We start from the raw sequence: 25,046 nt of genomic DNA, 5'->3' as shown, positions 1-25,046 counted from the left end.
GTTCAAACGGTAATCCCATTACCAACAGGCACCAAAATCTGGCTGGTTGCCGGTATCACCGACATGCGTAACGGCTTCAATGGCCTCGCCACAAAAGTGCAGACGACGCTGAAAGACGATCCGATGTCCGGCCACGTCTTCATCTTCCCGGGCCGCAGCGGCAGTCAGATCATACGGCTGTGGTCTGCCAGTGACGGGCTGTGCCTGCTGGCCAAACGGCTGGAGCGCGGCCGCTTCGCCTGGCCGTCAGTCCGCGATGGCGCTGATGTGCAGCCTGATAGGGACGTGCAAACTGAACGATGTGGAACCTGAAAGCGATTTCCGGCATGTCCTGGACGTTATTGCTGACTGGCCGATAAACCGGGCGCATCGTCCTGCCAACCGAGTCGTCCTTGTTCGTCATTACGGTTCTCTTTGTACGCCTACATTTCTGTAAATTTCTCGCCCTTAAACCTTCTTCACTTTCACCTCTCCATTATCATAGATTCTGATGGGGTGGCTTTGGGGGCTTATTTCATATTGTCCAGTTACATACTTATTAATTGCAACTGGAGTAACTAATACGGCGCTAATAATCTCAGGGTTTTAAGTTTTAAATGGAAATTTATTGGGATGTAAACTCAGTTTATCTTTCAAATGAAAATAATATTGATCCAATTGCTGTCTTCCTGGAAGGAGTGTGTATTTTCCATTATCAAAATGAAAAGGATTAATTTGGTGCCGCAACGTAAATATTGTCATATATCAAATAAAAGTTTTTTTTGCGGAACCATTTTTCCCTGAGAATTTCACATACATTCAAACGCTATGCCCATAAATGCAGCAGGTGCGTGCTAAATATCATCTTTATTTTCAATATGATATGTGTTTATTTGCATAATCCACTAGCTGTGGAAAACGATCAATATTTGTTTTTTTGATAGTTGATAACTATCAGATGCCTTTTTATGATCGGGTTTGACGTCGGTGTGTCGTTGTGCATAATGCGCTTGATTTTATTTTTTCGGAAAGTTCTTACCCCCGCAGGGTATTGCTGTATCTGTTAAAAAATATTTATCCATCTGATAAGGGCGGCAGTATGCTTATTTATGCTAAAGGAATTAAGGGGGTAAATCCGGTACGGCAAGTTGGCTTCAGTCATCACTGATGCGCAGTATTCTTAAAGACAGGATTAGGATTTACGGATTTATTCAGTGGGGACAAAAATATATCTTTTTTGACTATGTATGCGATACATACCCCAGGGAGGCAGAACTGAAATAGGTTCAGGGAAAGTTAGTTGAGTGTCTTGTCGGGCATGATGATGGGAGTATGTTTTTTCCGGGATGAATACTCTGTGACAGGAAGTTAACTCCGCTCTGGTCTGTTGTTCCGCAGGAAATGATCTCTGACTTTTAAGTTGATGCCTGAAATAACGTTTTTATCCAGAGCGACTGATGCAGTCACAGGTTTCTGTTTCCCGTGCAGGTCTCGTTTCGCCGTCAATATGGTTATATGCCATCATCAACGGCCGGGGCCATTTATTTCCGCTCTCAGTCATGTTGGGTCTGAAATTATTTTAATCTGAATGTTGACGGTTCAGATAAATGAACATTAATGCCAGTGAGGTTTGTCATGCAGCTTCGTTCACTTATTTTCGGTGTGACTGCGATTTATTGTTTTTTTATAACCGCAGATGCTGCCGCGGCCATGTACGTCTACCCGATGGAAGTCTCTCTGAATGACAAAGGCACCAGGCAACTCACGCTTTTATCAAAAGATGATGATGTACAATTTGTTAAAGTGACGCTGAAACGGATAGAAAATCCCGGCACGCCGCAGGAGCGTGAGGTTGTGTCTGATATTGGTGGTGATACCGGTATTGCTGTTGTGCCCTCAAAAATTGCGTTGGCAGCCGGTAGCGAAAGGATTGTCCGCATTGTATCAATGCTGCCACCAGAGAAAGAAACAACCTGGCGTATTTACTTTGAATCTGTGGATAACAATACCTTCAATTCAGAAATTACCGGGGAAAAATCAAATAAAGATATTTCCACCCGGGTAGGTGTCAATATTATCTGGGGTGTTTTATTGCATGTTCCACCTGAGAATGTAGTTGTCAGCATGAAATACCGTCCGGGCTCATCTGAAATCGTAAATGATGGCACGGTCAGGTTGCCTTTAAAGGAAATCGGCATTTGTGATAAGCAGGGGCGCTGTAAATGGCAAAGCAAAGTGAAAACAATTTATCCAGACATGCATGTCATCCTTAAAGATTTTACGTTCAGGCCAGGTGAACATTACAAGTTTAAATATACAGACGTTACAACCGGCAATATTAAGGAGATTGCACCTGAGGTATTGCCATAACACTTTTTAATAACAGTTGATTTAAGGGTATCTGATGAAAAAAATTCTTTCCTGTTCACTGCTTTCTGCAGCCATGCTGACATTCGCATCCGCGCATGCTGTGACAAAAAACATCACCGTCACGGCATCGATTGATCCGACTGTGGACATCACGCTGGCCGATGGCACTGTTTTACCTGACACCATTGCCATGCAGTATGTTGTGGGTTCTGGACTCGGTACAGTCTCAAAAGATGTTAAGCTCTGGTCCAACTCAACCACTGCCGACCTGAACGTTGCCCTGGCCAGTTCACCGGAACTGAGCGCATCCACGACCACCACCACCATTCCGCTGACGGTGACGCTGAACGGTACCGCGCTTAGCACAACTAAGTCGACGCTGTCATATGCCACCTATTTCCCGAACGGAATTACTAACGGTTCAATCACAATTCCCCTGGCGATATCCCAGACAACCAAGGGTGTTGTCAGTACTGCCGGTGAGTACAGCGGGACCGTCTCCCTGATTCTGTCCCAGGCTACAAGTTCCTGATTCATTAATTCATACCTGACGGTAACCCCGTCAGGTATCTTCTGTGCGGGTGTGACGTGAACCGATTTCCCTCTTGGGCTATTTTCTTTCCTTTTGCAGTCATCATTCCTGTGATGTCTCAGGCCGCTATGCGTGTTCCGGCTGGGTTTGAAGAATTGATTCAGGGCCAGGAATTTCAGTCAGAGGTTCAGATATACGGTCAGTCTCTGGGTATGGCCCGAGTGCGGGTGGACCTTGAAAATATAACCTTTCTTGAGCCTGATAAATTATCGCAGGCCATCGCGAAACTTTACGGTTATCCCTCCGGACTTGATTCCCTGCTGACAAAAAATCTTCATCTGCCATTGAGCAGGAATGGCCAGCTGTCATGCAGTGCCCACCGGGGGCGTGTCGGCTGTGATTATCTCAAGACAGACAGCCTCAGTGTCATTTATGATGAAAACAATAATGTAGTCAGACTGTTTCTCAGCGACCTTTACACTCTTCACCTGCCTGAAGACAGTGGTTATTACCAGGCCAACCCGGCAGGCAGAAACGCCTTTATTCACCAGCAGGCTTTGAATCTGGCCACGACGGGTCAGTATCAGTCACTGACCTTAAGAGGTAACGGCACGCTCGGGCTTGGAGAAACCAGCTATGCCAGTGTGGACTGGAGCTGGCTGAGTCAGCGCTCTGGACATTCCGGCACCCAGGAGGCAGAAGCCTCTAATGCGTATTTCAGGCAAGATTTTCTGAAGCGCATCTATATCCAGGCCGGACTGATGAATTCTCAGGATATTTTTACGAATGCAGGGGGGAATATAGTCCTGAATCAGCTGCCGATAGAGCGTATTCGCGGCGTTCGCATGGGGTCGACTCTGGCGTGGGCAAATAAAAGTAAAATGTCAGCAGGCACGCCCGTAAACCTGTTTTTACCCCGGGATGCGCGAGTGGATGCCTACCGGGATAATCAGTTGCTCAATACGTTTTACCTCAAAGCCGGCATGCAGCTGCTCGATACCAGTATGTTACCGGCCGGCAGTTACACGCTGACCTTGCGTATTTATGAGAATAACCAGCTCGTGCGAACCGAATCACAACTCTACACCCGCCAGGAGATGGGGTGGGGGAATGGATTTCAGTGGTTCCTGCAGGCGGGCTCACCGGACAGTGAACGGTCCTCCATGACTACTGATGCTTCACATGAGCATTTTGTCATGCATGCCGGCGGCCGCCTCCCTCTGACAGACACGCTGGCGCTGACGGCCGGAACAGCTGTGCTCAGTGACTCTGAATATGCCGAAGCGGCAGCCGACTGGCTTCACGGATTTGACTCAGGAGTACTGGACGGGCAGCTAAGCACACGGGTCAGCTGGCTGCAGGGCAGCGATGGCTCTCGGGGGAATACCCAGCAGGTGAGTTACAACGATGGTTTCGCTCTCAGCTTTTACCGCACATCCCGGACAGCGGATGACTGTAATGTTCAGCGATCGCATATTTACGGCTTCACGGGCTGCTACAAAAATACCAACGTGATGCTGTCTGTTCCCGTAATGAGCTGGCAGGCCTCTGTGGGTTATACCCTTAGCGATAATCAGGGGCGTTATGTTTACCGTCAGGACCTGGATGAAAGCAGTGCTGAATATAATGCCGGTGCCCCCTGGGAGCAGATTTATCAGTCCAGTTCCCGTAGCGAGAGCTGGCAGCTGGGTCTGAATCGTAACTTTTCCGTCAATAGCCTCAATATAAACATGCGGCTGAGCGCTTATGTCAGAAATGTCAGTACCTACAGCAGCCCCGACAAAGGCGGGTACATCGGGGTGTCAATATCCCGCAGTACGAAACTTTCAGACGGCGCCCGACGGACAACCAGTGCGGGCATGAACTGGCAGTCTGAACGGTCGGGTGGGGCGCTTGGGTACAGTACCTCAATGACTCACTATGGCGAAGATAACGGAAATAATCGTGCAGGTGTGGCGTTGTCAGGCATCAATACGGATACGGTGAATGGCTCTGTCACCGGAAGTGCCGGCGGTCAGTACGGTGACGGGACGCTGACGATAAGTGATGCATGGGACCGGTCAGGAAGCCGCCGGCACACGTTTGGCAGCAGCGGAGCCTACAACTCCTCCCTGGTGGTGGACCGGTCAGGCGTGGCGTTGGGACGCTGGAGCAATGACGGCGCGGCCTCAGCCTTTGGTGTCTCCGTCGGGCGGAGTGATGGTGAGACCGGCTCCCGGGTCAGTATCTCCGGTCTTGGGGGTCGGACGGATATCACCAGCGGGCGGCGGGCTGTGTTTACGACGCAGGGGTATCAGGAAAGCACGTTCAGAATCCACGAGTCGAGCGTCTCCTCTGACGGGGTGGCGGCTGAAATCACCCGGGGCGCAGGCACGACCACAGCCTTTATGGCTCCCGGCAAAATACTTAACAAAGAGGTTACCGTCAGTCCGCGCTATATCTGGCTTGGCCGGTTGCTTGATGGTTCACGTCAGCCTCTTGAGAACGTCATTCCTCTCAATGTGACGTCATGGACGTCAGTCGGTGACGGCGGTTTTTCCATGGAGACGGAGTCTCGTATGGACCAGCTGTACGTCATGCGGGCAGACCAGTTCTGGGTGTGTGCACTCAGGGTGCAGAAAGTGCGCGAGGTCGTTCGCTATCTGGGTGCGACCACGTGCCAGAATACCGATATGGCACGCCTGCCGTCAGCAGAGCGTCGTCAGGTTACCCTGATGACAGCCGGGTCAGAGCGTGCAGACAGCCCGGTAGCGATGACAGATTAATACGTTTATACCAATAATTCAGACCGTGAGAGACCATGAAAACAAACATCTATTGCTGGCTGACCGCCCTGTGCTGGCTGGTATCGCTGCCTGTCCTGGCCGACCTGCCGACAAGTAGCACGACGACCGTGACGGAGACGATAGACACCAGTTCGCTGCCCGCTCCGCTGTACATCTGGAATAACGTTACCGTTGGCAGTATTAGTGGAACATCCTCCTTCAGGGTAGGCATGGTCTGTAAAAGTAGCACGGACTCCACAAATGGGGCCTGTGATACTGCTCTTTCCTGGAAGCCTGAAGCCCCGGGAAGAATTACGCTGACCTTCACTCAGGACCGCACCGGGCAGACAAAGCCTCTGACTGTGCTAGGAAGGCGCTCTTATAATGGCCCCAGTGACTGGGCACCCTGGAGCAGTATAAATATGGATACACCAACTGCTCCTGTCTTTACTTATTTTATCGCGCAGAGTGAGTTAAGCAGTCTGACTGACGGAGTCTGGCGTGCCACACTGGTGATGGATTACTACAGCTGGGAATATACGTATGTGGCTACCTGGACTGCCGACATCACCCTGACTGTCACCACTGCCAGTGCCCAGCAGGTGTATTTTCCTGCCTTTACGTCCTCGGATGCAACAGTCGACCTGGGCGTTTCCGGTTTCTGGCCAACCACAAGCGGTTCGGCCTCGCTGGATATGTGCCTGTATGACGGTGCAAATGCGGCGGGAAAAAAGATAATCCTGTCACTGAGCGATGCAGGGGGGAGTCCCTCTGACCGGACATCGGGTCTTTTCTCTGTTTACCGGATCGGAGGGAGTGAGACTAATCCGGCTGACCGCGTTGACTTCGCCATCAGCGTAAGGAATCCGGTTACCAGCGCTGCGCAGACGGTGAAGAATGGGGAAGCCATCACCTGGGTAGCACCCGATAGAGGGTTCACCGGCCGCCTGGTCACCCTGCCGGGTTACACAACCTCCACGTATTGCGTTCCGGCACCGCTGACATTTACCACCCCGACTTTTAAGCCATCAGCTAAAAACAGCGGCGAGTATACCGGGACGGTAACGGTCACCTATACCCCCAGCACCAGTTGAGAAGTCGCGCTTACTATGACCGCAGGAATTTTTTACGTTTCCGACGGGCGCTCAAAGGAGATGATATACAGGTTACCTGGTGGAAAATATTGAGAAGGTGCATTTGCCTTTACTTTAAATATGACGGGTGATGCTGCCCAGGTAGTATCAGGTCGTGCTGCTATTTAAAATGATGCTAATGCGACATTCTTCCATTCTGCAACAGCCAGTTCTGCTGTTATTTAAAGCATGAGGATGCAGACTGGTAAGGTAGGTGATTTTCAATAAAAGCACCAGAGCTAGCAGCGTGTGACGTTAATAAAAATAATTCACCAATTGGTAATATAGTGTCAGGTACTACATCAAAAAATCCGAGCTTCGCTTTAATCCTCTCTGATACTGCCGCTCTGAATTATCATTCATTCCATAATCGAATATTCAGACAGGTTGCAAGTCTGACCCTGGTGTAGGCTCGAACAGGTCAGGAAAGGTGTTGAATTGATTATATCAGGTGGTCGATAAAGTGATGCTGCTGGTGTCCCGGATATGAGTAGTGATATTCATAATTTAAATCGTGTTGATTACTGAATATTAAGTTATTCGTGTGGGTCAAATCTCTCATTTTCGGTTGGTTTAATCCTTAATGGGGTTTCTTTTATACTCCTTTTCGTACAGGTGAGTGGACATGAATGAAATTGTAAAAATACAGAGCTCACATCCCTCTGGAAGAAGACTTTGCATAATAGATGACTGTAACTTCTTTTCGTTGGCAGTTAAACAATTGTCAGGCGCGAAATATGACGATATAGCGCATATCCGTTTGCCTGTCGCCGGTAAGTGCGGTTTATTTCCTGAAATGCATTATGATGCTGTCATAATAAATCTTCACTACAGTATCAGCATACAATTCAGTATCCTTCGTTCACTTGTTCGGAGCTGTGTCAGAGGAAAGTTTAAGGGACCGGTTATCATACTTACTGATATGTCTGCTAACTGTATTCAGGTGCTCCTGCGTTTAGCCGGCCTGCCTTATGTCTCAGGTGATAATTTTTACGCAATACCCTCCAGACTTTCACCTCAGCAGATGAAATGCGCATTACAGGACATCATCACGGGTTCCACTGAGTTAAAACCCGTAACTGCACAAGCATTCAATCTCACCCCTCTGCGTCGGGCTTCTCTCATGGCAATGATTGAAGGCGTTCCGGAAAAGCAGCAGGCGCGCAATCAGAACTGTCAGATTAAATCCGTCTACAACCTTCGCCATGTTGTTATCCAGAACCTGGCAGGCGTATCCCAGCATGCGTTCCTCTGTGGGACCTTTACGCATCGTTTTTCTCATTACCAGGAAAATATGGCTGCATGCTGAAAGTTAACAAGAAACAAAAAGGTAAAGTCATCCAGCCGCCGGGTATGAGGGATGCATCCCGGGTTTTACCCGCGGAGGTGTGCTGGCAGTAGCCTGGTGGGCCAGGTTTTCAGGGCGACCCGTATCCGTCACAGAAAACTCCTGCGCATTCAGGATAAGTACTCAAAGGGCAGGCGATGCGGTAAGTTACATGCTTACTGGTTGTAAAAAACAATGTGATAGCCGAAGGTTTTATTCAGGTTGCACCGGGTGGTGGAGGTACGCGTTTCATTCAGATTCATGACGATGACATCAGGTTTTCAGCCTCGGGACAGTGTTTTCTCACTGCATGGCTGGGTCGATACACGTGCCGGATTAAAGGAAGATCATGCGTTTTTGTCAGCGCTGGGCCGTTTTTTCCTGCTCGGGGGCAAAAAGACAGAGAATGTATTTTCCGGTTTCTGAAATTTTTCTGAGTAACTACCTGACAGCTTCCAGCGCTGTTTTTCTGTGTTTGCCATATCAGGTAAAACAACTGATATTCGCTCTATGATTGGTCGATTTATTTCATCGGGTAGTCGGTGTCTGCCAGGTAAATATCATCGCCAGTCGTTAGTAATCGCAACAGGCGGCAATGGCTTGACGCAGACGAAAAAAGAGTTGAAGTGGTATTTTATCGGGTGGCGTTATCTGAAAAGCCGCTCTGATTTTTATGATACATCCGTAATATCGATCAACATATGAAGTAATGATTGTTAAATTTTCTTCACGTTTTGCTGGCTCAGGAAATATAAATTTACTTTTTATCGAATTTCGTCAATTTATCCTGTACCAGGAATCTCGCTATTTATGCACGATTAGTAACAAATAATCCAGAATAAAATCAAGAGCATAACTTAATGTCACCGCTCCGCTTACCATAAATTTCCATTATCTTCTTTGTTTTTAAGATGATAAAGATGTTAGTCTGTATATACATACACCAGTTGGAGGTTATGTGAATAACCATGAAGACAACGATATTCGTGCGTTGATTGGAGAGGTGGTGAGTGAGCTTTTGAAGATGGGGGAGCCCGTTCAGTTTCATCAGATCACGGATGCACTGTTTCGAATGGGCGAGGATAGCCGGGACAAAAGAGTCAAACATCTGTGCAAGCGCGCCATTCATTTTTTTATGCGTAAAATGCATTAGCCTTATCCTGCAATACAAAGGTGTTGCAGGATAAAGAGGGCAGCCAGGAAATATCGTTGTTTTATTTCCTGGTGATAATATCAAATGCCCGCGTCGTCCGGGGTTCGGCCTACCACGATTTCCAGCGTATTGCGTAACAGTTCAATCTGAGATGCATCGTCAGTGCACTCCAGTTCAGCAATTAAGTACAGAATAATGGCTTTATTCGTCACCCGCTTCTTATCGCTGACAATGTTTCTGATCACCCGACCAAGCAATTCAGTTTCTTTGGCGAGGTGATCGCCCTCACTGCGGAAAAATTCGATGATGGCTAAATCTGATGTGCTCTGTTGCATAGTCTCAATTCTCTAAGAAAATTGTCAGTTGAATAGCAGGAAGTCAGCCGACAGTATTATTATTTATCAGGGTTAATCAGGTAACTTACCTGTCTGCAATCACACCGCATCATCGCCTGATGACCAGCCACAAACATTAAGCTCAGTGCTTTTTAGAACCTTCAGGCGGACCATCATTGTTTAAACGGTGCTTATCACGTTCTGAAAGATCCACTCTTCGACGACTGTTTGCAGAAGCCATTCCTTTTTGCACTTCAACGATGGCAACTTTAATCGCACGCAGTCGTGTTGCATCTTCCGTTTCGCCCGCCATCACCTCAAGCTGGGCAATTAATGCATTGCTGGAAATCGGACTTTCGGACTTGAGTAAGGTCAGCACGGCCTCACCTATCATCACATCCGTTATTTTTTCTTCTTCACTTCTGTACATACTGGCTTCTCTGATTACGAATGTGTGGCCATAGTCCGGTCACGATGACGGGGACAGCTAACCTTCCCGCGTCAGCTGTGGACAGTACACTCCCTGTGACTAAACGCAGTACTGTCCGATCAGAATTTACTTTAAAAACGAATTAACGATTAATGCAAAATTTATCAGCCTTCACGGCTAAACAGCAAACCAATCAGGGCCTGATAATGCTGCTGTTGTTCTGATGAAGCGCACCCATCAAGACGATGGAGAAGTTTACTGCAGATAGCTTTACGAGAGAGCGTTTGACCAGCGCGCAGGAGTTCCACAACAATTTCGCCCAATGTTTCCTGCTGAGAGGGCTGGCTGGCCTGGTTAAAATAACGGGCAATGTCGCTGGTATTATCCGGTGCATGTCCGTTCTGACGCATGCTCATATCCTCAAGTGGTTAAAATATACTTCGCCGCTAAGCGAAAGTTATACATGTTTTAAAAACTTGTACAGAATTTTGATGATCTTGAAGGAATGTTTTTGTGCAAAAAGTGCTAATTGAGGTAAAACAGAGGGTTATAGAGGTTGGCGTTTAAACTTTTTTAACAATTATGGCGTACGGTTCAGCTTGTTTCCCACCAACAGGGATGAAAAACAAGCTTATTACTATTTAAAGAAAATATCATCATAGTCATTGTCAGAAGATGCTGAAAAAGGGTGCTTGCGTGCAGACCAGCCTGTGCCGGGAGACGAGCGTGCACCGATTTTTCTGAATCCCATGAGCCACTTTGTTGCATCGGCCAGTTGCAGAAGTCGTTTTTCATCAACTTCAGATTCTTTCATTACCCTGAGCTCATCCACCAGGGACTCAACACTTACGTCCTGATTAATTAATATCAGGTTCAGAGCGGCCTCGCCAATGATAGTGTTAGTCAGATACTGTTGTGAAAGTAGCAAAATAACCTCCTTTGGCATGTGTTCCACATTCGTAATTTTAGCAAAGAATACAATCCGCCTTACCGTACAGCGCTGTTTGTACGCTTACACGAATTCACGGCACCTGTTTAGACAGAAAATCTGCATTAGCTGGAGAGGGGTGGATCTATTTTTTACTCTTTAAAATAACGAATTACATACCTCCTGTCAGAAAAAATGAAACTTCCATTCATTTCATTAAAAAACTTCACAAAGTGTTTCTGTCCCTGATTTATAGCTTGTGCTATACAAGTTAGCACTAGCTATATTTGCGCATTAAGCTGAGGACAGTACGATGAACAGGTTTAAAAGGTATTGGATAACCGCGCTGAGTGTCATGCTCGGTGTTGCAATGACAACAAATAGCCATGCCGCTGAAAAATTTAAAGTTGTAACGACATTTACCGTCATTGCCGATATGGCAAAAAATGTGGCGGGGGAGGCGGCTGAAGTAACATCCATCACTAAGCCCGGAGCCGAAATTCATGACTATCAGCCGACGCCCGGAGACATAAAGCGGGCTCAGGGGGCGCAACTGGTGATGGCTAACGGCCTGAATCTTGAGCTATGGTTCCAGCGCTTTTATCAGCACCTGAAAGGCGTACCTGACGTTGTCGTTTCTGCCGGAATCGAGCCCATGGGGATAGGGGAGGGGCCTTACAATGGCAAACCCAATCCTCATGCGTGGATGTCGCCCGATAATGCACTTATCTATGTCGACAATATTCGTGACGCGCTGAGTAAATATGATCCGACCAATGCCCAGATCTATGCGCAGAACGCCGCTGCCTATAAGCAGAAAATCATCGCATCGCTTGAGCCTTTCCGAAAACAAATCGCCGACATCCCTGAGAACAAACGCTGGCTCGTGACCAGCGAGGGGGCATTTTCCTACCTTGCGCGCGATTTGGGGCTTAAGGAACGTTATCTCTGGCCTGTCAATGCCGATCAGCAGGGGACGCCTCAACAGGTACGCCAGGTTATTGACCAGATGAAGAAACATGCCATTCCCGTTATTTTCAGTGAAAGCACCGTATCGGATAAACCGGCTCGTCAGGTAGCACGTGAAACACAGGCGCACTATGGCGGCGTTCTGTATGTCGATTCTCTCAGTACCGCCAGTGGACCCGTACCAACGTATCTGGACTTACTTAAGGTCACCACTCAGACATTGGTGAAAGGCATTAATGATGGGATGAAAAAACAATGACGCCGACAATTGATGTTTCTGACCTCTCGGTAATCTACCGCAATGGCCATATTGCCCTCGACAAGGCCAGTTTTTGCGTGCCAGCCGGTTCCATTGCCGCATTGCTTGGCGTCAATGGCTCGGGAAAATCAACGCTTTTTAAAGCGCTGATGGGGTTTGTTCCTGTGCGTGCAGGTACGGTCAGTATCCTCGGTATGACAACGCGACAGGCCTTACGCCGTAGTCTGGTGGCTTATGTGCCGCAGGCAGAAGAGGTCGACTGGTCTTTTCCTGTCCGGGTTGAGGATGTTGTCATGATGGGGCGTTATGGTCACATGGGTCTGATGCGCAGGCCCAGACAACAGGATCGTGACAAAGTCATGGCTGCGCTCGGACGGGTAGATATGCTCGAATACCGGGAGCGGCAAATCGGCGAGCTCTCAGGCGGTCAGAAAAAACGTGTCTTTCTCGCCCGGGCCATGGCTCAGCAGGGAGAGGTAATTTTACTGGACGAACCTTTTACAGGCGTCGATGTAAAAACCGAAGCCAAAATCATTAGTCTGTTGCGTGAACTGCGCGATGAAGGGAAAACCCTGCTGGTCTCAACGCACAACCTCAGTTCGGTGGTGGCGTTTTGCGACTACACCGTGATGGTCAAAGGTACCGTTCTGGCCAGCGGGCCGACGCGCACCACCTTTACACAGGCAAATCTCGAACGGGCATTTAGCGGTGTACTTCGCCATGTGATGGTTGAGGGTGAACTACGTGAGGTCATGGATGATAAGCCTCTTTTACCCGCATCGCCTGACAGGCGTTCAGTACGAGGTCAGCCATGATGTTATTATTTGAACCCTTCAGTTATCAATATATGTTGAACGCCATGTGGATTGCCGCAATGGTGGGTGGATTGTGTGCCTTTCTTTCATGCTACCTGATGCTAAAAGGCTGGTCGCTTATCGGCGATGCGCTGTCGCACGCTATCGTGCCGGGCGTGGCAGGCGCGTACATGCTGGGGCTTCCGTTTGCCTTTGGTGCATTCCTGTCGGGGGGATTAGCGGCGGGGAGCATGCTAGTCCTGAATCAGCGTACACGTTTAAAAGAAGATGCCATTATTGGTCTGGTATTTTCTTCGTTTTTTGGGTTAGGGCTGTTTATGGTTTCACTGAATCCCCTGTCGGTGAATATTCAAACCATCATACTGGGCAATATTCTGGCTATCGCCCCCGCGGATATTGTTCAGTTGGCCGTTATCGGGATCACGTCTGCCACGATTTTATTTTTCAAATGGAAAGATTTAATGGTGGCTTTCTTCGATGAGAACCATGCTCGCGCCGTGGGGTTACAGCCGGGACGGCTCAAAATACTGTTTTTCACCTTACTTGCAGTTTCAACCGTAGCGGCATTACAAACGGTTGGGGCTTTTTTAGTCATCAGTCTGGTGGTAACACCGGGCGCAACCGCATGGCTGCTGACCGATCGCTTTCCACGTTTACTGGCTATTGCTGTCGCCATCGGCAGCCTGACCAGCTTTGCGGGTGCCTGGGCAAGTTATTATCTCGATGGTGCGACAGGAGGAATCATTGTGGTGGCCCAGACGTTGCTGTTTCTGCTGGCTTTTGTGTTTGCACCTAAGCACGGTTTACTCGCGAACCATCGGCGTCGCCGGATGCAGGAGATATGATGATGTGGCTTGAACCTTTTCAGTTTGGTTTTATGAACCACGCCCTGTTAATTGCCTGTATCGTTGCTATTCCCTGTGCGCTGTTGTCTGTCTTTCTGGTTCTGAAAGGGTGGGCGCTGATGGGGGATGCCATGAGCCATGCCGTGTTTCCCGGTGTTGTGCTGGCATGGATGCTGTCATTACCGCTTGCCACAGGCGCTTTCAGCGCGGGTTTTTTCTGCGCGATTGCCAGCGGCTATCTTAAAGATAACAGCAGAATCAAACAGGATACGGTACTGGGGATTGTTTTTTCGGGCATGTTTGCCACCGGCCTGATTATGTTTGTTGCGTTAAAACCCGCGATTCATCTCGACCATATTCTCTTTGGCGATATGCTGGGAATCAGCCGTGATGACATTATTCAGACAGGGGCGATGGCTGCGACAGTGGTAATACTTGTTATCCTGAAATGGCGTGACCTGATGGTATTCAGTTTCGATGTCCAGCAGGCGCGGGCTTGTGGCCTGGCGGTGCGCTGGCTGCATTATGGCTTGTTAGCCATGGTTTCTCTGACGATTGTGGCGACGTTAAAAGCGGTGGGCATCATTCTTTCCATTTCTTTGTTGATTGCGCCCGGCGCGATTGCTGTCTTACTGACACGTCGTTTTTCACATGCGTTGATTCTGGCCGCTCTCATTTCCGTAATGGTATCGCTCAGCGGTGTATATTTGTCATTTTTTATCGACAGTGCCCCAGCACCGACCATCGTTGTCTTATTCGCTTTCGTTTTTATGATCAGTTTGTTGATCGCGCACGTTAAAGGCCCACGTTTACCTGCCCATTAATCTTCGCTGTTTCGCTGACCGTCACCCTTGTCTGGACGGTCAGCGTCAAGCACAGCAGACATTCTTCTCGTTTTTATCTCCGACCCGAAAAATAAGTGCTAAACCTAATGACGGACATACGCATGTAAACATCAGGGTTATCCGCGCTTCACGTTTTTAATTTCGCCCGTTAGCGATAAGCCTCACATCACGTAACCGGCCCTGCAACCATGGGAAACAGATAATGTCAGAAAAAATACCACTCACGATGCAGGTCAATGGTGAGACCCGGCAGTTAACGGTCGATCCTCGCGTCACATTATTAGATGCACTGCGCGATCATCTTGATCTGACCGGCACTAAAAAAGGATGCGATCAGGGCCAGTGCGGCGCCTGTACAGTGCTGGTGAACGGTCAGCGTGTCCTGAGTTGCCTGACGCTGGCTGTTCAGACGCAAGAAAAAGCCGTCACCACGATTGAAGGTCTGGAACAGGCATCGGGTGAGCTGCACCCGGTACAGCGCTGTTTTATTGAACATGACGGTTTTCAGTGCGGCTACTGCACGCCCGGGCAGATTATGTCTGCGGTCGCCTGTATTAAAGAAGGTCATACAGGCTCAGACGACGAGATTCGTGAATACATGAGCGGTAATCTCTGCCGATGTGGCGCGTATCCTTTTATCATTGATGCGATAAAGCAGGCTGCAGCTGAAATGGCGGAGGACGTACGATGAACGAATTTCGCTGGCAGGTTGCCCGGTCAGTAACGGATGCAGCAGGCGCTAAACAGCACGCTGACAATCAGCTTATCGCGGGTGGAACGACGCAACTTGATTTGATGAAATGTGGCGTACTGACTCCCTCACTCCTCACCGATATTGCCGGCTTGTCGGATCTGTCAACGCTCGAATTCGGCGACGATAAAATCACCATTGGGGCGCTGGTCACCATGAGTGAACTGGCCAGTCATCCTGATTGTGAGGCCCTGGCCCCCGCGCTGTATGGCAGTCTGTGGCAGGCGGCGTCGCCTCAAATCCGCAATATGGCAACCATCGGCGGCAATCTCTGCCAGCGTACCCGTTGCGCCTATTACCGCGATCCGGCCACCTTTTCCGCCTGCAATAAACGCACGCCGGGCTCAGGATGTGCAGCGCTGCACGGCATCAATGCGAGTCACGCTATTCTGGGCGGCAGTGAACAATGTGTGGCGGTCTATCCTGGTGATCTGGCCGTCGCGCTGACGGCCTTTGACGCGACGATTATTGTCCAAAACAGCCATCAGGATACGCGGCGCATTCCGGTTGACGACTTTTTTCTGTTGCCCGGCGAGACGCCGCAGCATGAGCACGCCTTACAACCCGATGAAATTATCGTCGCCATCGAGATTCCCCGTTCCTTAGCATTAAAACAGTCCCATTACCTGAAAGTACGCGATCGGACTTCTTACGAATTCGCCAGCGCGAGTGCGGCCGTGGGATTAACGCTTGCGCAGGGACGGATAGAGACCGTTCATATCGCGTTAGGTGGTGTCGCAACCAAGCCCTGGCGTGCCCGTCATGTGGAGCATGCGTTAACCGGACAACGGTTTGAGGAACAAAGCCTGTATAAGGCCGCAGAATTAATCACTCAGGAAACGCGCGCGCTGGCGCACAACGCTTACAAAATAACGTTAACGCCGCGCGTGATTGCCCGCGCGCTGCTGGCTGCGGGGGAGCAGGCATGACAAAACATAACAACGGCCTGGCGCGGTCCGACAACGATGTGCTGTCCGCGGATAAGCAAAGCGTCAATCCTCACCGTCGCGCCGCTGCCAGCCCTTCCGGTCTTGGCACACCGCGAACCCGCGGTGAGGGCAAGGTCAAAGTCACGGGAAAAGCCCGTTATGCTGTAGAGCATAAGCCCGACCGCGTGCTGCATGGCGTCGTCCTGCAATCGACAATTGCCAGTGGCCGCATCTCACATATCGATACGGCCAAAGCGGAACGTGCGACAGGTGTGATTGCCGTTTATACACATCTTAATTCACTCAGAATCAATAAGCCGACGGCTATTGCTGATGGCGGTGCGGCGCAGACAACCTATACGCCCATTCAGGACGATGTGATTATTCACAATGGTCAGAACATTGGCCTGGTCGTAGCAGAGACATTTGAACAGGCAACTTATGCCGCTTCCCTGGTCGATATCCACTATGAGACGACGCCTGCTCTGATCTCGGCGACGGATGAAGGGGTGGAGCCTAAGCCGACTACAAAGCAGGACATCGATTTAGGTGAGGCTCAGGCCGCCATGGAACGTGCAGACGTGCGGATTAATCAGCGTTATACCACGCCACGCGAATATAACATGCCGATGGAGCCCCATGCCTGTATTGCACACTGGGAGCAGGGCCGCATAACCGTCTGGGAACCCAGCCAGTGGGTGGCAGGGGCGCAGGTTGAAATCGCCGAATGGATGGGGATCTCGCCAAAAGATGTTCACGTCATCTCGCCTTATGTGGGGGGAGGTTTTGGCTCTAAGCCGGTGCCTTATACGCACGTAGCGCTGGCCTGCGTGGCCTCGCGCGCGCTTAATCGTCCGGTTCGGGTGTCACTGACGCGGCCACAAACCTTCACCGGCTTGGGGGGGCGTCCTGCCACCTCACAGCAGCTGGAGATGGGAGCGACACGCGACGGGAAAATTCAGTCGGTGATTTTGCGCAGCTTCAGTGAAACGTCACTGATTGATGTCTTCGCTGAAAACTGCAGTAAGGTGACGGGGCGCATGTACGCCATTGAAAATCTCTCGGCGCAGCACCAGGTCAGGCCCATCAATACCGTCACGCCAGGCTGGATGCGCGCACCGGGTGAGAATCCCAGTGCATTCGGGCTTGAGGTGGCGATGGATGAAATGGCTTATGCGCTAAATCTCGATCCGCTGGCCTTTCGCTTACGCAACTGGGCAGATCACGATTATCAGTTGGGGTTGCCCTGGAGTTCACGTCGTCTGAAAGAAGCCTATGAAAAAGGGGCGGAAGCCTTCGGTTGGGATAAACGCATTATGGCGCCTCGTTCGATGCGCGAAGGGCGTGAATTAATTGGCTGGGGCATGGCATCGGGCACGTATCCGGTTAATACCATGCCGGCTGAGGCAAAAATCCTGCTTTCCTCTCAGGGGCAGATTGTTGTGCAGTGCGCGGGAGCTGACATCGGCACCGGGACGTACACGATTCTGGCGCAAACCGCCGCTGATATCTTAGGGGTGGATTCACACTGCATTGAAGTTGAACTGGGCGATACGCAACTGCCACGAGCCGGCGTTGCGGGGGGCTCTCAGCTGGCAGGAAACCTGACGGCTGCGGTTGATGACACCGCCAAAAAAATGCGCGCGCGCTTAGTCACGCTCGCAAGCGAATTAACGGGCTCGCCTCTGAAAGGCATCCCTCCGCATGAACTCAGCCTGGCGAACGGGGCGATTTGTGTTACCGCTAACCCTTCTCAGACTGTTTCTTTTGGTGCACTGGTCAGCCTGACGAACGCATCCGTGCTGTGCGTCGAAGGCGGCACGTTCTCAGCGGATATGTCTGCCGAGGAACGGGACAGTGTGACCGGTAGCCTGGGTGAAATGAGCCGCCCGGAAGACGTCTCCGCACACAGCTGGAGTGCACAGTTTGTCGAAGTGAGAGTGGACGAGGACTTTGGCACCATCCGGATTAAACGTATGGTCGCGGCGTTTGACAGCGGCCGGCTCTATAACCCCAAACTGGCTCGCAGTCAGTGGGTTGGCGGCATGATTATGGGCGTGGGACAGGCCTTGCTTGAGGAAGGCATTATCGATCCGCGCAACGGCAGAGTGCTGAACAACAATCTTGCCGATTATCTGATTCCCGTGAACGCGGATATCCCGGCGATTACCACGATTGATGTTGGCCTGCCGGATTATAAAGCGACCCGGATGGGCGGCAAAACGGTGGGTGAACTGGGCATCGTGGGCGTGGCGGCCGCGATCAGTAACGCGGTTTACCATGCTACGGGCAAGCGGGTCCGCGATCTGCCCATCACGCTGGATAAGATTCTCTAAACATGCGAAGGAACGCGCTGAGATGAAAACGGCCATTGTATTAACGGCGGCAGGGATGGGCCGCCGGTTTCGGCATGCCAGTGGCGAACATAAGCTACTGACGGCGTTGAATGGCAAAGCCGTGCTGAAACATACGCTTGACCAGGCGAGGGCGAGCGGAATGGAGGTGGTCGTGGTATCGCGTCCCGAAGACGTGGCCATTCATTCTCTGCTAGGTGATGCGGTGCGGGTGTTGTGTGCCAGCGCAGGGCTGGGCGAGTCGATAGCGGCGGGCGTCAGCGCGTGCACGGATTATGATGGCGTGATCGTGGCGCTGGGCGATATGCCGTGGCTTACCGCTGCAAGCTACAGGGCGGTAAACAGGGCGTTAACCACGTATCCGCTGGTGCGTCCCTGGGTTGACGACCGTGCTGGTCATCCTGTGGGTTTTTCGGCCGCTTTTTTCCCCGCGCTGCGCCAGCTGACCGGTGATACTGGTGCGCAGCAACTGTTACAACATCATCCTGTACATTACGTGCCACTTCGGGATCGCGGTTGCCTGGAGGATGTTGATTATCCGGATGATTTACGGCGAATGAGGTGCAGCCCATGATGACGTTAGATCAACGAGTGATTGAAACGGCATTAGGCTGGCATCATGCGGGACGGGCCGTCTGGCTGTGCACTGTGTTGCAGACCTGGGGCTCTTCACCGCGCGCACCTGGCACGATGATGGTGATCAGTGACAGTGGGGAAGGATGCGGCTCGCTTTCCGGCGGCTGTATAGAAGAAGACTTTCTGGCACGGCTGGCTGAGGGGCATTACCGCACCCACAGTCAGGTTGTCCGTTATGGTGAAGGCGGAAGGCAAACGCAGGTGCAGTTGCCCTGTGGCGGTAGCCTCGACGTGCTGGTGGAATATTTGGTTGCCGATAACGACAGCGGCCAGATGTTACAAGCGATGCATCAGGCGTTGCGTGGCAAAACACGACTGCTCAAAACGGTCACTGTGAGCAAACGTGCCACCTGGCAAACTATGGCGATGACGGCGGCGCTGCCGGTGCTTCGTTATCAGCATCCAGAGGTCGTGTTACCGGTTGGTGCCGTCCCGGAATTGCTGGTGGCAGGTTACTCTACCGTGGCCTTTGAGTGCATCCGGCTGGCACAAATCCTGGGCTTTCATGTTCGGGTATGTGAGCATCGCTCAGAGATGTTAAGTGAGCTGGAAGGTCATTTTACGGGCCAGGATACGATTACGATCGTCCCTCAGCATCCCGCGCGCTGGCTGGAGCTCAACGGTGCGCATGCTGCGGTAGCCATCGTCTCATTAACCCACGATCCGCGCATAGATGAGCTAACCATGATGGAAGCGGTCAACACTCATGCGTTTTACATTGGCATTATGGGGTCGGCTAAAAATACGGCCAGGCGCAAGTCGCGTTTACAGACCATTGCAGGGTTGGATAACGATGAGCTCGCACGGATCATTGCGCCTGTTGGTCTGGCTATCGGAAGTAAAACCCCCGCGGAAATCGCGCTGTCTGTCATGGCCGACATCGTACGGGTAAAAAATCACTGTTAAGACGTTGCGTTGTCCGGCGTCACCATTACGCCGCCGGACAATCCGTGATCAGGTATTGGGTGTCAGCTGACAGAAATAGGTGCCGGAATACGGAACCGGCAGAAAATCAGTAAACAGCTGGCGCAGCGTTTTTTCAGGATCAATATCGTTAAAGAGCGCGGGATGAAGCGTTTTGGCAAAAAATTCTGCCGCGACAACGTGCCAGGGGCTGAGGTAAAAATTATGCCACAGGGCCGCCGCGTGGCCGTCCTGCAACGCACGCAACGACTTCAGGCCCGTTTGTTGCGCGGCCAGTTGCCGCAGCGAGGCGCGCGTTTCAGCCTGCGTGATGGCAGGGCCAATACGCAGATCGGACGTATCATTACGATCGCCGCTGCCCGTTGCAAAATAGAAATCCGGATGTGACGCAATCACCGTTTCTTCATTCAACCGGCCGAAAACGCCGGAAACCGTTTTGCTGGCAATGTTTTCGCCGCCGGCAAACGCCAGTATCTCACCAAGGCTGCCGTTTACCGACGTCACACAGCATTCATTTCGACGTCCCAGATGCAACTGCAGAAGTACGGTGGGCTTCTTCCCGCGAAACTGAGCGAGGCGCTGCGCAAGGGTCTGCATATGTTGCTGATAAAACGCATTAAAAGCCGAGGCTCGCTCACCCTGATCGAGCACCTCTCCCAGAATGGCTACGCTGCGGGTCGTATTTTCAAGAAGATGCACCCGCAGGTCGATTTTCACGACCGGGATATGCGCGGATTTCAGGACGCGCTCCAGCCGTTGTCCGGCCTCACTGCTGCGCGCCAGTGCCGGCAAAATTACCACATCGGGTTGTAATGCGATCACCTTCTCAGGGTTGATGTCATTTGATCCCTCCTGACCTAATGACGCGATATGCTGCATCTCAGGAAACTGACGCGCGAAAATATCCCATGTCTGACGATCGTACTTTTTCAGATCCTCGGGCCAGCCGACCAGCCTTTTGAAAGGGTTGCCGGGCTCCAGCAGTGCGTAGGTGTAAAGCATCCGGCTTTCGCCCAGCACAATACGCACAGGATGATCGGGAACGGTGACCTTATCGCCGTTGATATCGGTGATGGTTTTGCCCCAGCCCAGGCTACTGAAGGTCAAAGCCAACAGCAGGAGCGTTCGTAGCAGGCTGCGTTTACAGGAATCAGAATTCAACACGGGCTTGTACCATCAGGTTGCGGGTTTCACCTTCACGTACGCGCAGGTTTCCGCCGCTCGACGTGTAATAGTGTTTATTAAACAGGTTATTCAGATTCAGTCGTATCTGTGTTTTCTTGCCCAGCAACGCGTTGTTCCAGGCAATAAAGCTGTCCGCTACGACATAATCCGGTAAGGTAAAACTGTTGTCAGGATCGCCAGCACGACTGCCAACATAGCGGGCGCCGCCGCCGACACGAAAATCACCGGGCACGTTGCTGACGATCAGATTATGGCTCAGGTAAAGCGCACCGGACTGCTCTGGTGCGTTCTGTAAGCGATTGCCATTATTCGCCGGGTTAATCCGGTCATCGACAATTTCAGCGTTGTCATAGCTGTAACTGGCACTGACATCCCAGTCCTGGACCACTTCACCATTAAGCTCAACCTCAACGCCCTGCGAGCGCGCCTTGTTGATCGGACGGTTAGTACCGTTGATGTTCAGTGTCATTCGCTTTTCATCGATTCTGTACAGCGCCAGCGAGGCGAAGAGGCGCGGAGAAAGTTGCCATTTGCTGCCAACCTCCCAGGTGGTGCCCTGCTCAGGCTTACTGACGTTTCCTTCATCGTCGACATCCGTCGATGGGGTGAACGATTTACTCATGCTGGCATAGAGCGAAACATCCGGTGTGATTTTATAAATCAGCCCGGTTTGTGGCAGGAAGGTATTTCCCTCATCATTCAGCGTTTCAACGACCGGATTAAATCCTTTTGACGCGCGTTGTTCGTAATGTTGATAACGTCCGCCAATGACCGCAATCCAGTCTGGAGTAAGCGAAATACTGTCTTTTAAATAAACCGAACGGCTGTGGATACGGTTAAGGTTGTTAGCATTTGCCGTATTTTCGGTTGTGCTGTCGGTTACCGGTGACAGCAGGTCATAAGTGGGGTTGAGGTAGTTAAAGCGGCGGTCATTTTTGCCCTGATACTGGTGCGCCCGGTACGTCTGGTTCATTTCATAATCCGTACCGAAGACCAGCGCATGCGCCATGCCGAATATCTCCGGATTCCCCAGGACGTCCCATGACAGATATTTGGTTTGCTGATTAAATCCGCGATTGGCATCGGCGCGTCGGGTAACCACGCCGGTAGCAGGATTAATCGCCGTGACCCGAACTTCGTTATTGTCATAACGGCGCTGATTCCAGCCAAGCGTCAGGCGCGTGCTCCAGCTGTCGTTGAACTGCCAGTCGTAATGCGCGTTCAGTGCCTGATTACGTCCCCAGGCATGATTCGCTTTGTCATCCAGTCGCTGTTTGTAACCGACATCGAGTGGTGCGCCATTAATAAAAGCGGTACCGCGATCGTAAGGAATGTCATAACGATAGTCGCTGTAGCTGACCAACAGGCTGGCTTTCTCACCGTACCATTGCAATGACGGTGCGAGCAGAGAATGCGCATCACTGCCAAAATTGCGCCAGTAATCCTGACGCTGCTTCTCTGCGATGAGCCTGAAAGCAAAACCATTACCCAGCGGGCCGGTGACATCGAGCGTACCGGCTCCACCACCTTCACTTGCGTAGCGCCCACTGACGGAAGACTGCCATGAATAGCGTGGTTTTTTGCTGATGACATTGATGATACCGCCTGGATTTTGAATGCCATAGAGCAGAGATGCCGATCCCTTGAGTACCTCAACCCGCTCCGTGGTCGCATCCAGATTTAACCCCTGGCTGCTTCGTATACCATCGCGATATATCGAGCCATCAGAATTGCTACCGAAGCCACGGCGAACGAAACCGTCCTCTGTTCCTGCCAACGTGTTGGCTTCCGCAACACCACTGACGAAGCGCATCGCATCGCTCAGATTGCTGACCTGATAATCATCAAGCTGCTGTTGTGTCACGGTACTGACAGACTGAGCCTCGTCGAGACGCGCCGTCGGCATTTTACTGCCAACGCTGCTGGTGGTGGCTGCATAGCCCTCTTCACGGTCAGCATCGCTGGTGACGGTGACGGTATCATCCCCGGTGGCGGCAAGGCTGTTACCGGCCGGAAGCCAGGCGCTGGAACAGATCGCCACTATTAAAGCCTGCTGAAATCTGAGGTTCTTACTCTCGCCTGGACGTGTTTTCATTATATTTTTTCGCTGATCATCAAAAACAAAATAAACGTAAAGGCCACGTTAAATGTGGGGGTTTTTCGCCTTCAGGCGGAGGTTTTTGCGTCCGTCCTGGTAGGCTGTTTTGTAATTGAGAATCATTCAATCATTGAGGGGTGTAGTAGTAAATATAAAAACATTTATTTTTACTACATTTCCAGGAGAGTGTATTAACGATGATTTAACTGTTTTTATATTGTTAACTCATTAATTTTCATGAATTAAAAAACTTATTCTGGCGAAGTGTATCCAGGTGAAGAAGCATAACCTTGCTGTTCGTGAGGGAGAAAAGGCTTGCTGACTACAGCCGGGCGAGACATGCTTAGCGCAGGCGAAGCAAGAACAGTATCGTCGAAGGGGATTACCCTGTCAGGTTCACACATTATCGTTCAGGATTTAACGGGGGCGTGAGAGTGTTTCATCTCATCGGTGTTTTTAACAGTAATCAGCGGGACAGGCTTCCTTGATGCAGGCCAGAAGTCGTACAGATATATTGGGCGAGCGTTTGCGTTCGCGGGAACAGCAACTCTCACCCCGCCTGCTGGCTGTTGCACATTATCTTCACACCAACCGGGAAACGGTTCTGGACAGCACTGCCATGGATATCGCCCGCGCGAACAACACATCGGATGCGACCGTGATTCGCGCCATTCAGGCACTGGGTTTTTCAGGACTGCGCGATTTGAAAAACGTCCTTCAGGCCTGGTTTGGTCCCGGCCTCTCTTCAGAAGAGAAAATGCTGAGCACCGTCAATGCTATGACGCATGATGTTTCGTCGTCGATAGACTTCGTATTGCAGGGGCATCTCCATGCGTGTCAGGTACTGGCCTCTGAGCAAAACCGCCAGGCGCTGGCCGAAGCGACGGGGTTACTGAGTGAAGCCCGCCAGGTGGCCGTTTTCGGGATTAACGCCTCGGGTATTCTGGCTGACTACACCGTCCGCCTGTTAAATCGCATCGGTTTGCCAGCCTTCTCACTTAACCGTTCAGGTATTGCGCTGGCGGAACAGATGCTGGCGCTGCAACGGGGCGATGTGCTGATCATGATGGCACAAAAGTCGGCACATCGCGAAGGAACAACAGTGGTGCGTGAGGCCAAAAGGCTGGGCATTCCGATAATTCTTCTCACCCATGCGACCGACGCCTTCTTTGCCCGGGAAGCGGATGTGGTTATTGACGTGCCACGCGGCGGGGAAAAAGGGCGCATCCCGTTACACGGCACAGTGATGGTTTGCCTTGAAATGTTGATTCTCTCGGTGGCCGCTTCCCTGCCAGATCGTACGACTAAGACCATGAAACGGCTACAGGATTTCTACCGTGGTCTTAAGCCTGCCATAAAAAAATAAATCCTTCGTTCAGATGTCACACGACAAGAGGAGAGTTGAGCCAGTACATGGCTGGCGCAGCTTAACGCTTTCGCTCACCCTGCATCGCCTGGATGTGTTTCCTCAATACCTGGCGTGA

23 protein-coding genes and 2 pseudogenes are annotated in these 25,046 nt (G+C 51.0%); 18 read left to right on the top strand and 7 right to left on the bottom strand.

Annotated elements, in window-relative coordinates; translation table 11 throughout:
- Nucleotides 1-63: 63 nt before the first annotated feature.
- From tnpB to GC090_RS20580, 5 genes and pseudogenes are all read left to right on the top strand, one after another.
- A pseudogene (tnpB, locus tag GC090_RS20600) lies at nt 64-261 on the top strand (IS66 family insertion sequence element accessory protein TnpB); the annotation flags it as partial.
- Nucleotides 260-436: pseudogene (locus GC090_RS20595) on the top strand (transposase domain-containing protein); the annotation flags it as partial. The pseudogenes tnpB and GC090_RS20595, both read left to right, overlap by 2 nt.
- A gap of 1,178 nt (nt 437-1,614) precedes the next feature.
- Nucleotides 1,615-2,349, top strand: coding sequence for a fimbrial protein (locus GC090_RS20590; RefSeq protein ID WP_164483327.1), 735 nt, complete (start codon nt 1,615-1,617; stop codon nt 2,347-2,349).
- A gap of 34 nt (nt 2,350-2,383) precedes the next feature.
- On the top strand, nt 2,384-2,881 hold the full coding sequence (locus tag GC090_RS20585) for a CS1 type fimbrial major subunit (protein WP_033742332.1): 498 nt from the start codon (nt 2,384-2,386) through the stop codon (nt 2,879-2,881).
- A 128-nt stretch (nt 2,882-3,009) separates the two neighbouring features.
- On the top strand, nt 3,010-5,646 hold the full coding sequence (locus GC090_RS20580) for a TcfC E-set like domain-containing protein (protein ID WP_324021904.1): 2,637 nt from the start codon (nt 3,010-3,012) through the stop codon (nt 5,644-5,646).
- A gap of 49 nt (nt 5,647-5,695) precedes the next feature.
- Here the strand turns inward: GC090_RS20580 and GC090_RS20575 are convergent, their stop codons facing one another.
- Nucleotides 5,696-5,896, bottom strand: coding sequence for a hypothetical protein (locus GC090_RS20575; protein ID WP_226375812.1), 201 nt, complete (start codon nt 5,894-5,896; stop codon nt 5,696-5,698).
- Here GC090_RS20575 and GC090_RS20570 point away from each other — a divergent pair.
- The 3 genes from GC090_RS20570 to GC090_RS20560 all read left to right on the top strand — a co-directional run bounded on the left by GC090_RS20570 (nt 5,877) and on the right by GC090_RS20560 (nt 9,259).
- Nucleotides 5,877-6,740 (top strand): CblD like pilus biogenesis initiator family protein, encoded by an 864-nt coding sequence (locus GC090_RS20570; protein ID WP_324021961.1) that lies wholly within the window; start codon nt 5,877-5,879, stop codon nt 6,738-6,740. The genes GC090_RS20575 and GC090_RS20570 overlap by 20 nt on opposite strands.
- Nucleotides 6,741-7,404: 664 nt before the next feature.
- The gene (locus tag GC090_RS20565; protein WP_324021903.1) at nt 7,405-8,088 is read left to right on the top strand and encodes a hypothetical protein; all 684 of its coding nucleotides are present in this window, start codon (nt 7,405-7,407) and stop codon (nt 8,086-8,088) included.
- A 976-nt stretch (nt 8,089-9,064) separates the two neighbouring features.
- The gene (locus GC090_RS20560; RefSeq protein ID WP_072021715.1) at nt 9,065-9,259 is read left to right on the top strand and encodes a hypothetical protein; all 195 of its coding nucleotides are present in this window, start codon (nt 9,065-9,067) and stop codon (nt 9,257-9,259) included.
- An 80-nt stretch (nt 9,260-9,339) separates the two neighbouring features.
- On the opposite strand, the gene GC090_RS20555 is transcribed toward GC090_RS20560, so the two are convergent.
- From GC090_RS20555 to GC090_RS20540, 4 genes are all read right to left on the bottom strand, one after another.
- Complete coding sequence (locus GC090_RS20555; protein ID WP_033742340.1) at nt 9,340-9,594, bottom strand: biofilm/acid-resistance regulator YmgB/AriR; 255 nt, start codon at nt 9,592-9,594, stop codon at nt 9,340-9,342.
- Between the two features lie 142 nt (nt 9,595-9,736).
- Nucleotides 9,737-10,024: a hypothetical protein gene (locus GC090_RS20550; RefSeq protein ID WP_033742341.1), complete on the bottom strand. Its 288-nt coding sequence runs from the start codon at nt 10,022-10,024 to the stop codon at nt 9,737-9,739.
- A gap of 164 nt (nt 10,025-10,188) precedes the next feature.
- Entirely contained in the window at nt 10,189-10,434 is a 246-nt protein-coding gene (gene ycgZ / locus GC090_RS20545; RefSeq protein WP_033742343.1) for a regulatory protein YcgZ, read from the bottom strand.
- A 227-nt stretch (nt 10,435-10,661) separates the two neighbouring features.
- Nucleotides 10,662-10,970 (bottom strand): hypothetical protein, encoded by a 309-nt coding sequence (locus tag GC090_RS20540; protein ID WP_324021901.1) that lies wholly within the window; start codon nt 10,968-10,970, stop codon nt 10,662-10,664.
- Between the two features lie 352 nt (nt 10,971-11,322).
- Between GC090_RS20540 and GC090_RS20535 the strand changes: the two genes are divergently transcribed.
- The 9 genes from GC090_RS20535 (at nt 11,323) to GC090_RS20495 (ending at nt 20,261) form a co-directional block, all read left to right on the top strand.
- On the top strand, nt 11,323-12,180 hold the full coding sequence (locus GC090_RS20535) for a metal ABC transporter substrate-binding protein (RefSeq protein WP_269750711.1): 858 nt from the start codon (nt 11,323-11,325) through the stop codon (nt 12,178-12,180).
- Nucleotides 12,177-12,995 carry a manganese/iron ABC transporter ATP-binding protein gene (locus GC090_RS20530; protein WP_324021899.1) on the top strand — a complete coding sequence of 273 codons (819 nt, stop codon included), beginning with the start codon at nt 12,177-12,179 and terminating at the stop codon, nt 12,993-12,995. Before GC090_RS20535 ends, GC090_RS20530 begins: the two co-directional genes overlap by 4 nt.
- On the top strand, nt 12,992-13,840 hold the full coding sequence (gene sitC, locus GC090_RS20525) for an iron/manganese ABC transporter permease subunit SitC (protein WP_324021897.1): 849 nt from the start codon (nt 12,992-12,994) through the stop codon (nt 13,838-13,840). Before GC090_RS20530 ends, sitC begins: the two co-directional genes overlap by 4 nt.
- Nucleotides 13,841-13,842: 2 nt before the next feature.
- A complete protein-coding gene (locus GC090_RS20520) occupies nt 13,843-14,664 on the top strand; it encodes a metal ABC transporter permease (RefSeq protein ID WP_033742614.1) in 822 nt (273 codons plus the stop codon).
- Nucleotides 14,665-14,887: 223 nt separating this feature from the next.
- Nucleotides 14,888-15,376 (top strand): (2Fe-2S)-binding protein, encoded by a 489-nt coding sequence (locus tag GC090_RS20515; RefSeq protein ID WP_033742349.1) that lies wholly within the window; start codon nt 14,888-14,890, stop codon nt 15,374-15,376.
- Nucleotides 15,373-16,365, top strand: a complete 993-nt coding sequence (locus GC090_RS20510; protein WP_263759382.1) for an FAD binding domain-containing protein — start codon at nt 15,373-15,375, stop codon at nt 16,363-16,365. Before GC090_RS20515 ends, GC090_RS20510 begins: the two co-directional genes overlap by 4 nt.
- Nucleotides 16,362-18,701 (top strand): xanthine dehydrogenase family protein molybdopterin-binding subunit, encoded by a 2,340-nt coding sequence (locus GC090_RS20505; RefSeq protein ID WP_263759385.1) that lies wholly within the window; start codon nt 16,362-16,364, stop codon nt 18,699-18,701. Before GC090_RS20510 ends, GC090_RS20505 begins: the two co-directional genes overlap by 4 nt.
- A gap of 22 nt (nt 18,702-18,723) precedes the next feature.
- Complete coding sequence (locus GC090_RS20500) at nt 18,724-19,293, top strand: nucleotidyltransferase family protein (protein ID WP_324021895.1); 570 nt, start codon at nt 18,724-18,726, stop codon at nt 19,291-19,293.
- Nucleotides 19,290-20,261 carry an XdhC family protein gene (locus GC090_RS20495; RefSeq protein ID WP_205952957.1) on the top strand — a complete coding sequence of 324 codons (972 nt, stop codon included), beginning with the start codon at nt 19,290-19,292 and terminating at the stop codon, nt 20,259-20,261. The genes GC090_RS20500 and GC090_RS20495 overlap by 4 nt, the downstream gene beginning before the upstream one ends.
- A gap of 48 nt (nt 20,262-20,309) precedes the next feature.
- Here GC090_RS20495 and GC090_RS20490 read toward each other — a convergent pair whose 3' ends face one another.
- Nucleotides 20,310-21,443: an ABC transporter substrate-binding protein gene (locus GC090_RS20490; protein ID WP_324021893.1), complete on the bottom strand. Its 1,134-nt coding sequence runs from the start codon at nt 21,441-21,443 to the stop codon at nt 20,310-20,312.
- On the bottom strand, nt 21,430-23,559 hold the full coding sequence (locus tag GC090_RS20485) for a TonB-dependent siderophore receptor (RefSeq protein WP_205959527.1): 2,130 nt from the start codon (nt 23,557-23,559) through the stop codon (nt 21,430-21,432). Before GC090_RS20485 ends, GC090_RS20490 begins: the two co-directional genes overlap by 14 nt.
- A gap of 490 nt (nt 23,560-24,049) precedes the next feature.
- Here GC090_RS20485 and GC090_RS20480 point away from each other — a divergent pair, with 490 nt between their 5' ends.
- On the top strand, nt 24,050-24,928 hold the full coding sequence (locus GC090_RS20480; protein ID WP_282499089.1) for a MurR/RpiR family transcriptional regulator: 879 nt from the start codon (nt 24,050-24,052) through the stop codon (nt 24,926-24,928).
- Nucleotides 24,929-25,046: the final 118 nt, after the last annotated feature.

The organism is Pantoea sp. JZ29 (assembly GCF_035190385.1).
Taxonomy (GTDB): Bacteria; Pseudomonadota; Gammaproteobacteria; order Enterobacterales; family Enterobacteriaceae; genus Pantoea; species Pantoea stewartii.
Note: the sequence above shows the minus strand (reverse complement) of the source record. Positions and strands in the feature narration are given on the sequence as shown.

Excerpts from the sequence above, each read along its gene's own strand:
- GC090_RS20515 (WP_033742349.1), top strand. The coding sequence starts at position 14,888 with ATGTCAGAAAAAATACCACTCACGATGCAGGTCAATGGTGAGACCCGG.
- GC090_RS20550 (WP_033742341.1), bottom strand. The coding sequence starts at position 10,024 with ATGTACAGAAGTGAAGAAGAAAAAATAACGGATGTGATGATAGGTGAG.
- GC090_RS20585 (WP_033742332.1), top strand. The coding sequence starts at position 2,384 with ATGAAAAAAATTCTTTCCTGTTCACTGCTTTCTGCAGCCATGCTGACA.
- GC090_RS20565 (WP_324021903.1), top strand. The coding sequence starts at position 7,405 with ATGAATGAAATTGTAAAAATACAGAGCTCACATCCCTCTGGAAGAAGA.
- GC090_RS20555 (WP_033742340.1), bottom strand. The coding sequence starts at position 9,594 with ATGCAACAGAGCACATCAGATTTAGCCATCATCGAATTTTTCCGCAGT.
- GC090_RS20500 (WP_324021895.1), top strand. The coding sequence starts at position 18,724 with ATGAAAACGGCCATTGTATTAACGGCGGCAGGGATGGGCCGCCGGTTT.
- GC090_RS20590 (WP_164483327.1), top strand. The coding sequence starts at position 1,615 with ATGCAGCTTCGTTCACTTATTTTCGGTGTGACTGCGATTTATTGTTTT.
- GC090_RS20510 (WP_263759382.1), top strand. The coding sequence starts at position 15,373 with ATGAACGAATTTCGCTGGCAGGTTGCCCGGTCAGTAACGGATGCAGCA.
- GC090_RS20580 (WP_324021904.1), top strand. The coding sequence starts at position 3,010 with ATGCGTGTTCCGGCTGGGTTTGAAGAATTGATTCAGGGCCAGGAATTT.
- ycgZ (WP_033742343.1), bottom strand. The coding sequence starts at position 10,434 with ATGCGTCAGAACGGACATGCACCGGATAATACCAGCGACATTGCCCGT.
- GC090_RS20495 (WP_205952957.1), top strand. The coding sequence starts at position 19,290 with ATGATGACGTTAGATCAACGAGTGATTGAAACGGCATTAGGCTGGCAT.
- sitC (WP_324021897.1), top strand. The coding sequence starts at position 12,992 with ATGATGTTATTATTTGAACCCTTCAGTTATCAATATATGTTGAACGCC.
- GC090_RS20530 (WP_324021899.1), top strand. The coding sequence starts at position 12,177 with ATGACGCCGACAATTGATGTTTCTGACCTCTCGGTAATCTACCGCAAT.
- GC090_RS20485 (WP_205959527.1), bottom strand. The coding sequence starts at position 23,559 with ATGAAAACACGTCCAGGCGAGAGTAAGAACCTCAGATTTCAGCAGGCT.
- GC090_RS20505 (WP_263759385.1), top strand. The coding sequence starts at position 16,362 with ATGACAAAACATAACAACGGCCTGGCGCGGTCCGACAACGATGTGCTG.
- GC090_RS20480 (WP_282499089.1), top strand. The coding sequence starts at position 24,050 with ATGCAGGCCAGAAGTCGTACAGATATATTGGGCGAGCGTTTGCGTTCG.
- GC090_RS20540 (WP_324021901.1), bottom strand. The coding sequence starts at position 10,970 with ATGCCAAAGGAGGTTATTTTGCTACTTTCACAACAGTATCTGACTAAC.
- GC090_RS20520 (WP_033742614.1), top strand. The coding sequence starts at position 13,843 with ATGTGGCTTGAACCTTTTCAGTTTGGTTTTATGAACCACGCCCTGTTA.
- GC090_RS20570 (WP_324021961.1), top strand. The coding sequence starts at position 5,877 with ATGGTCTGTAAAAGTAGCACGGACTCCACAAATGGGGCCTGTGATACT.
- GC090_RS20535 (WP_269750711.1), top strand. The coding sequence starts at position 11,323 with ATGACAACAAATAGCCATGCCGCTGAAAAATTTAAAGTTGTAACGACA.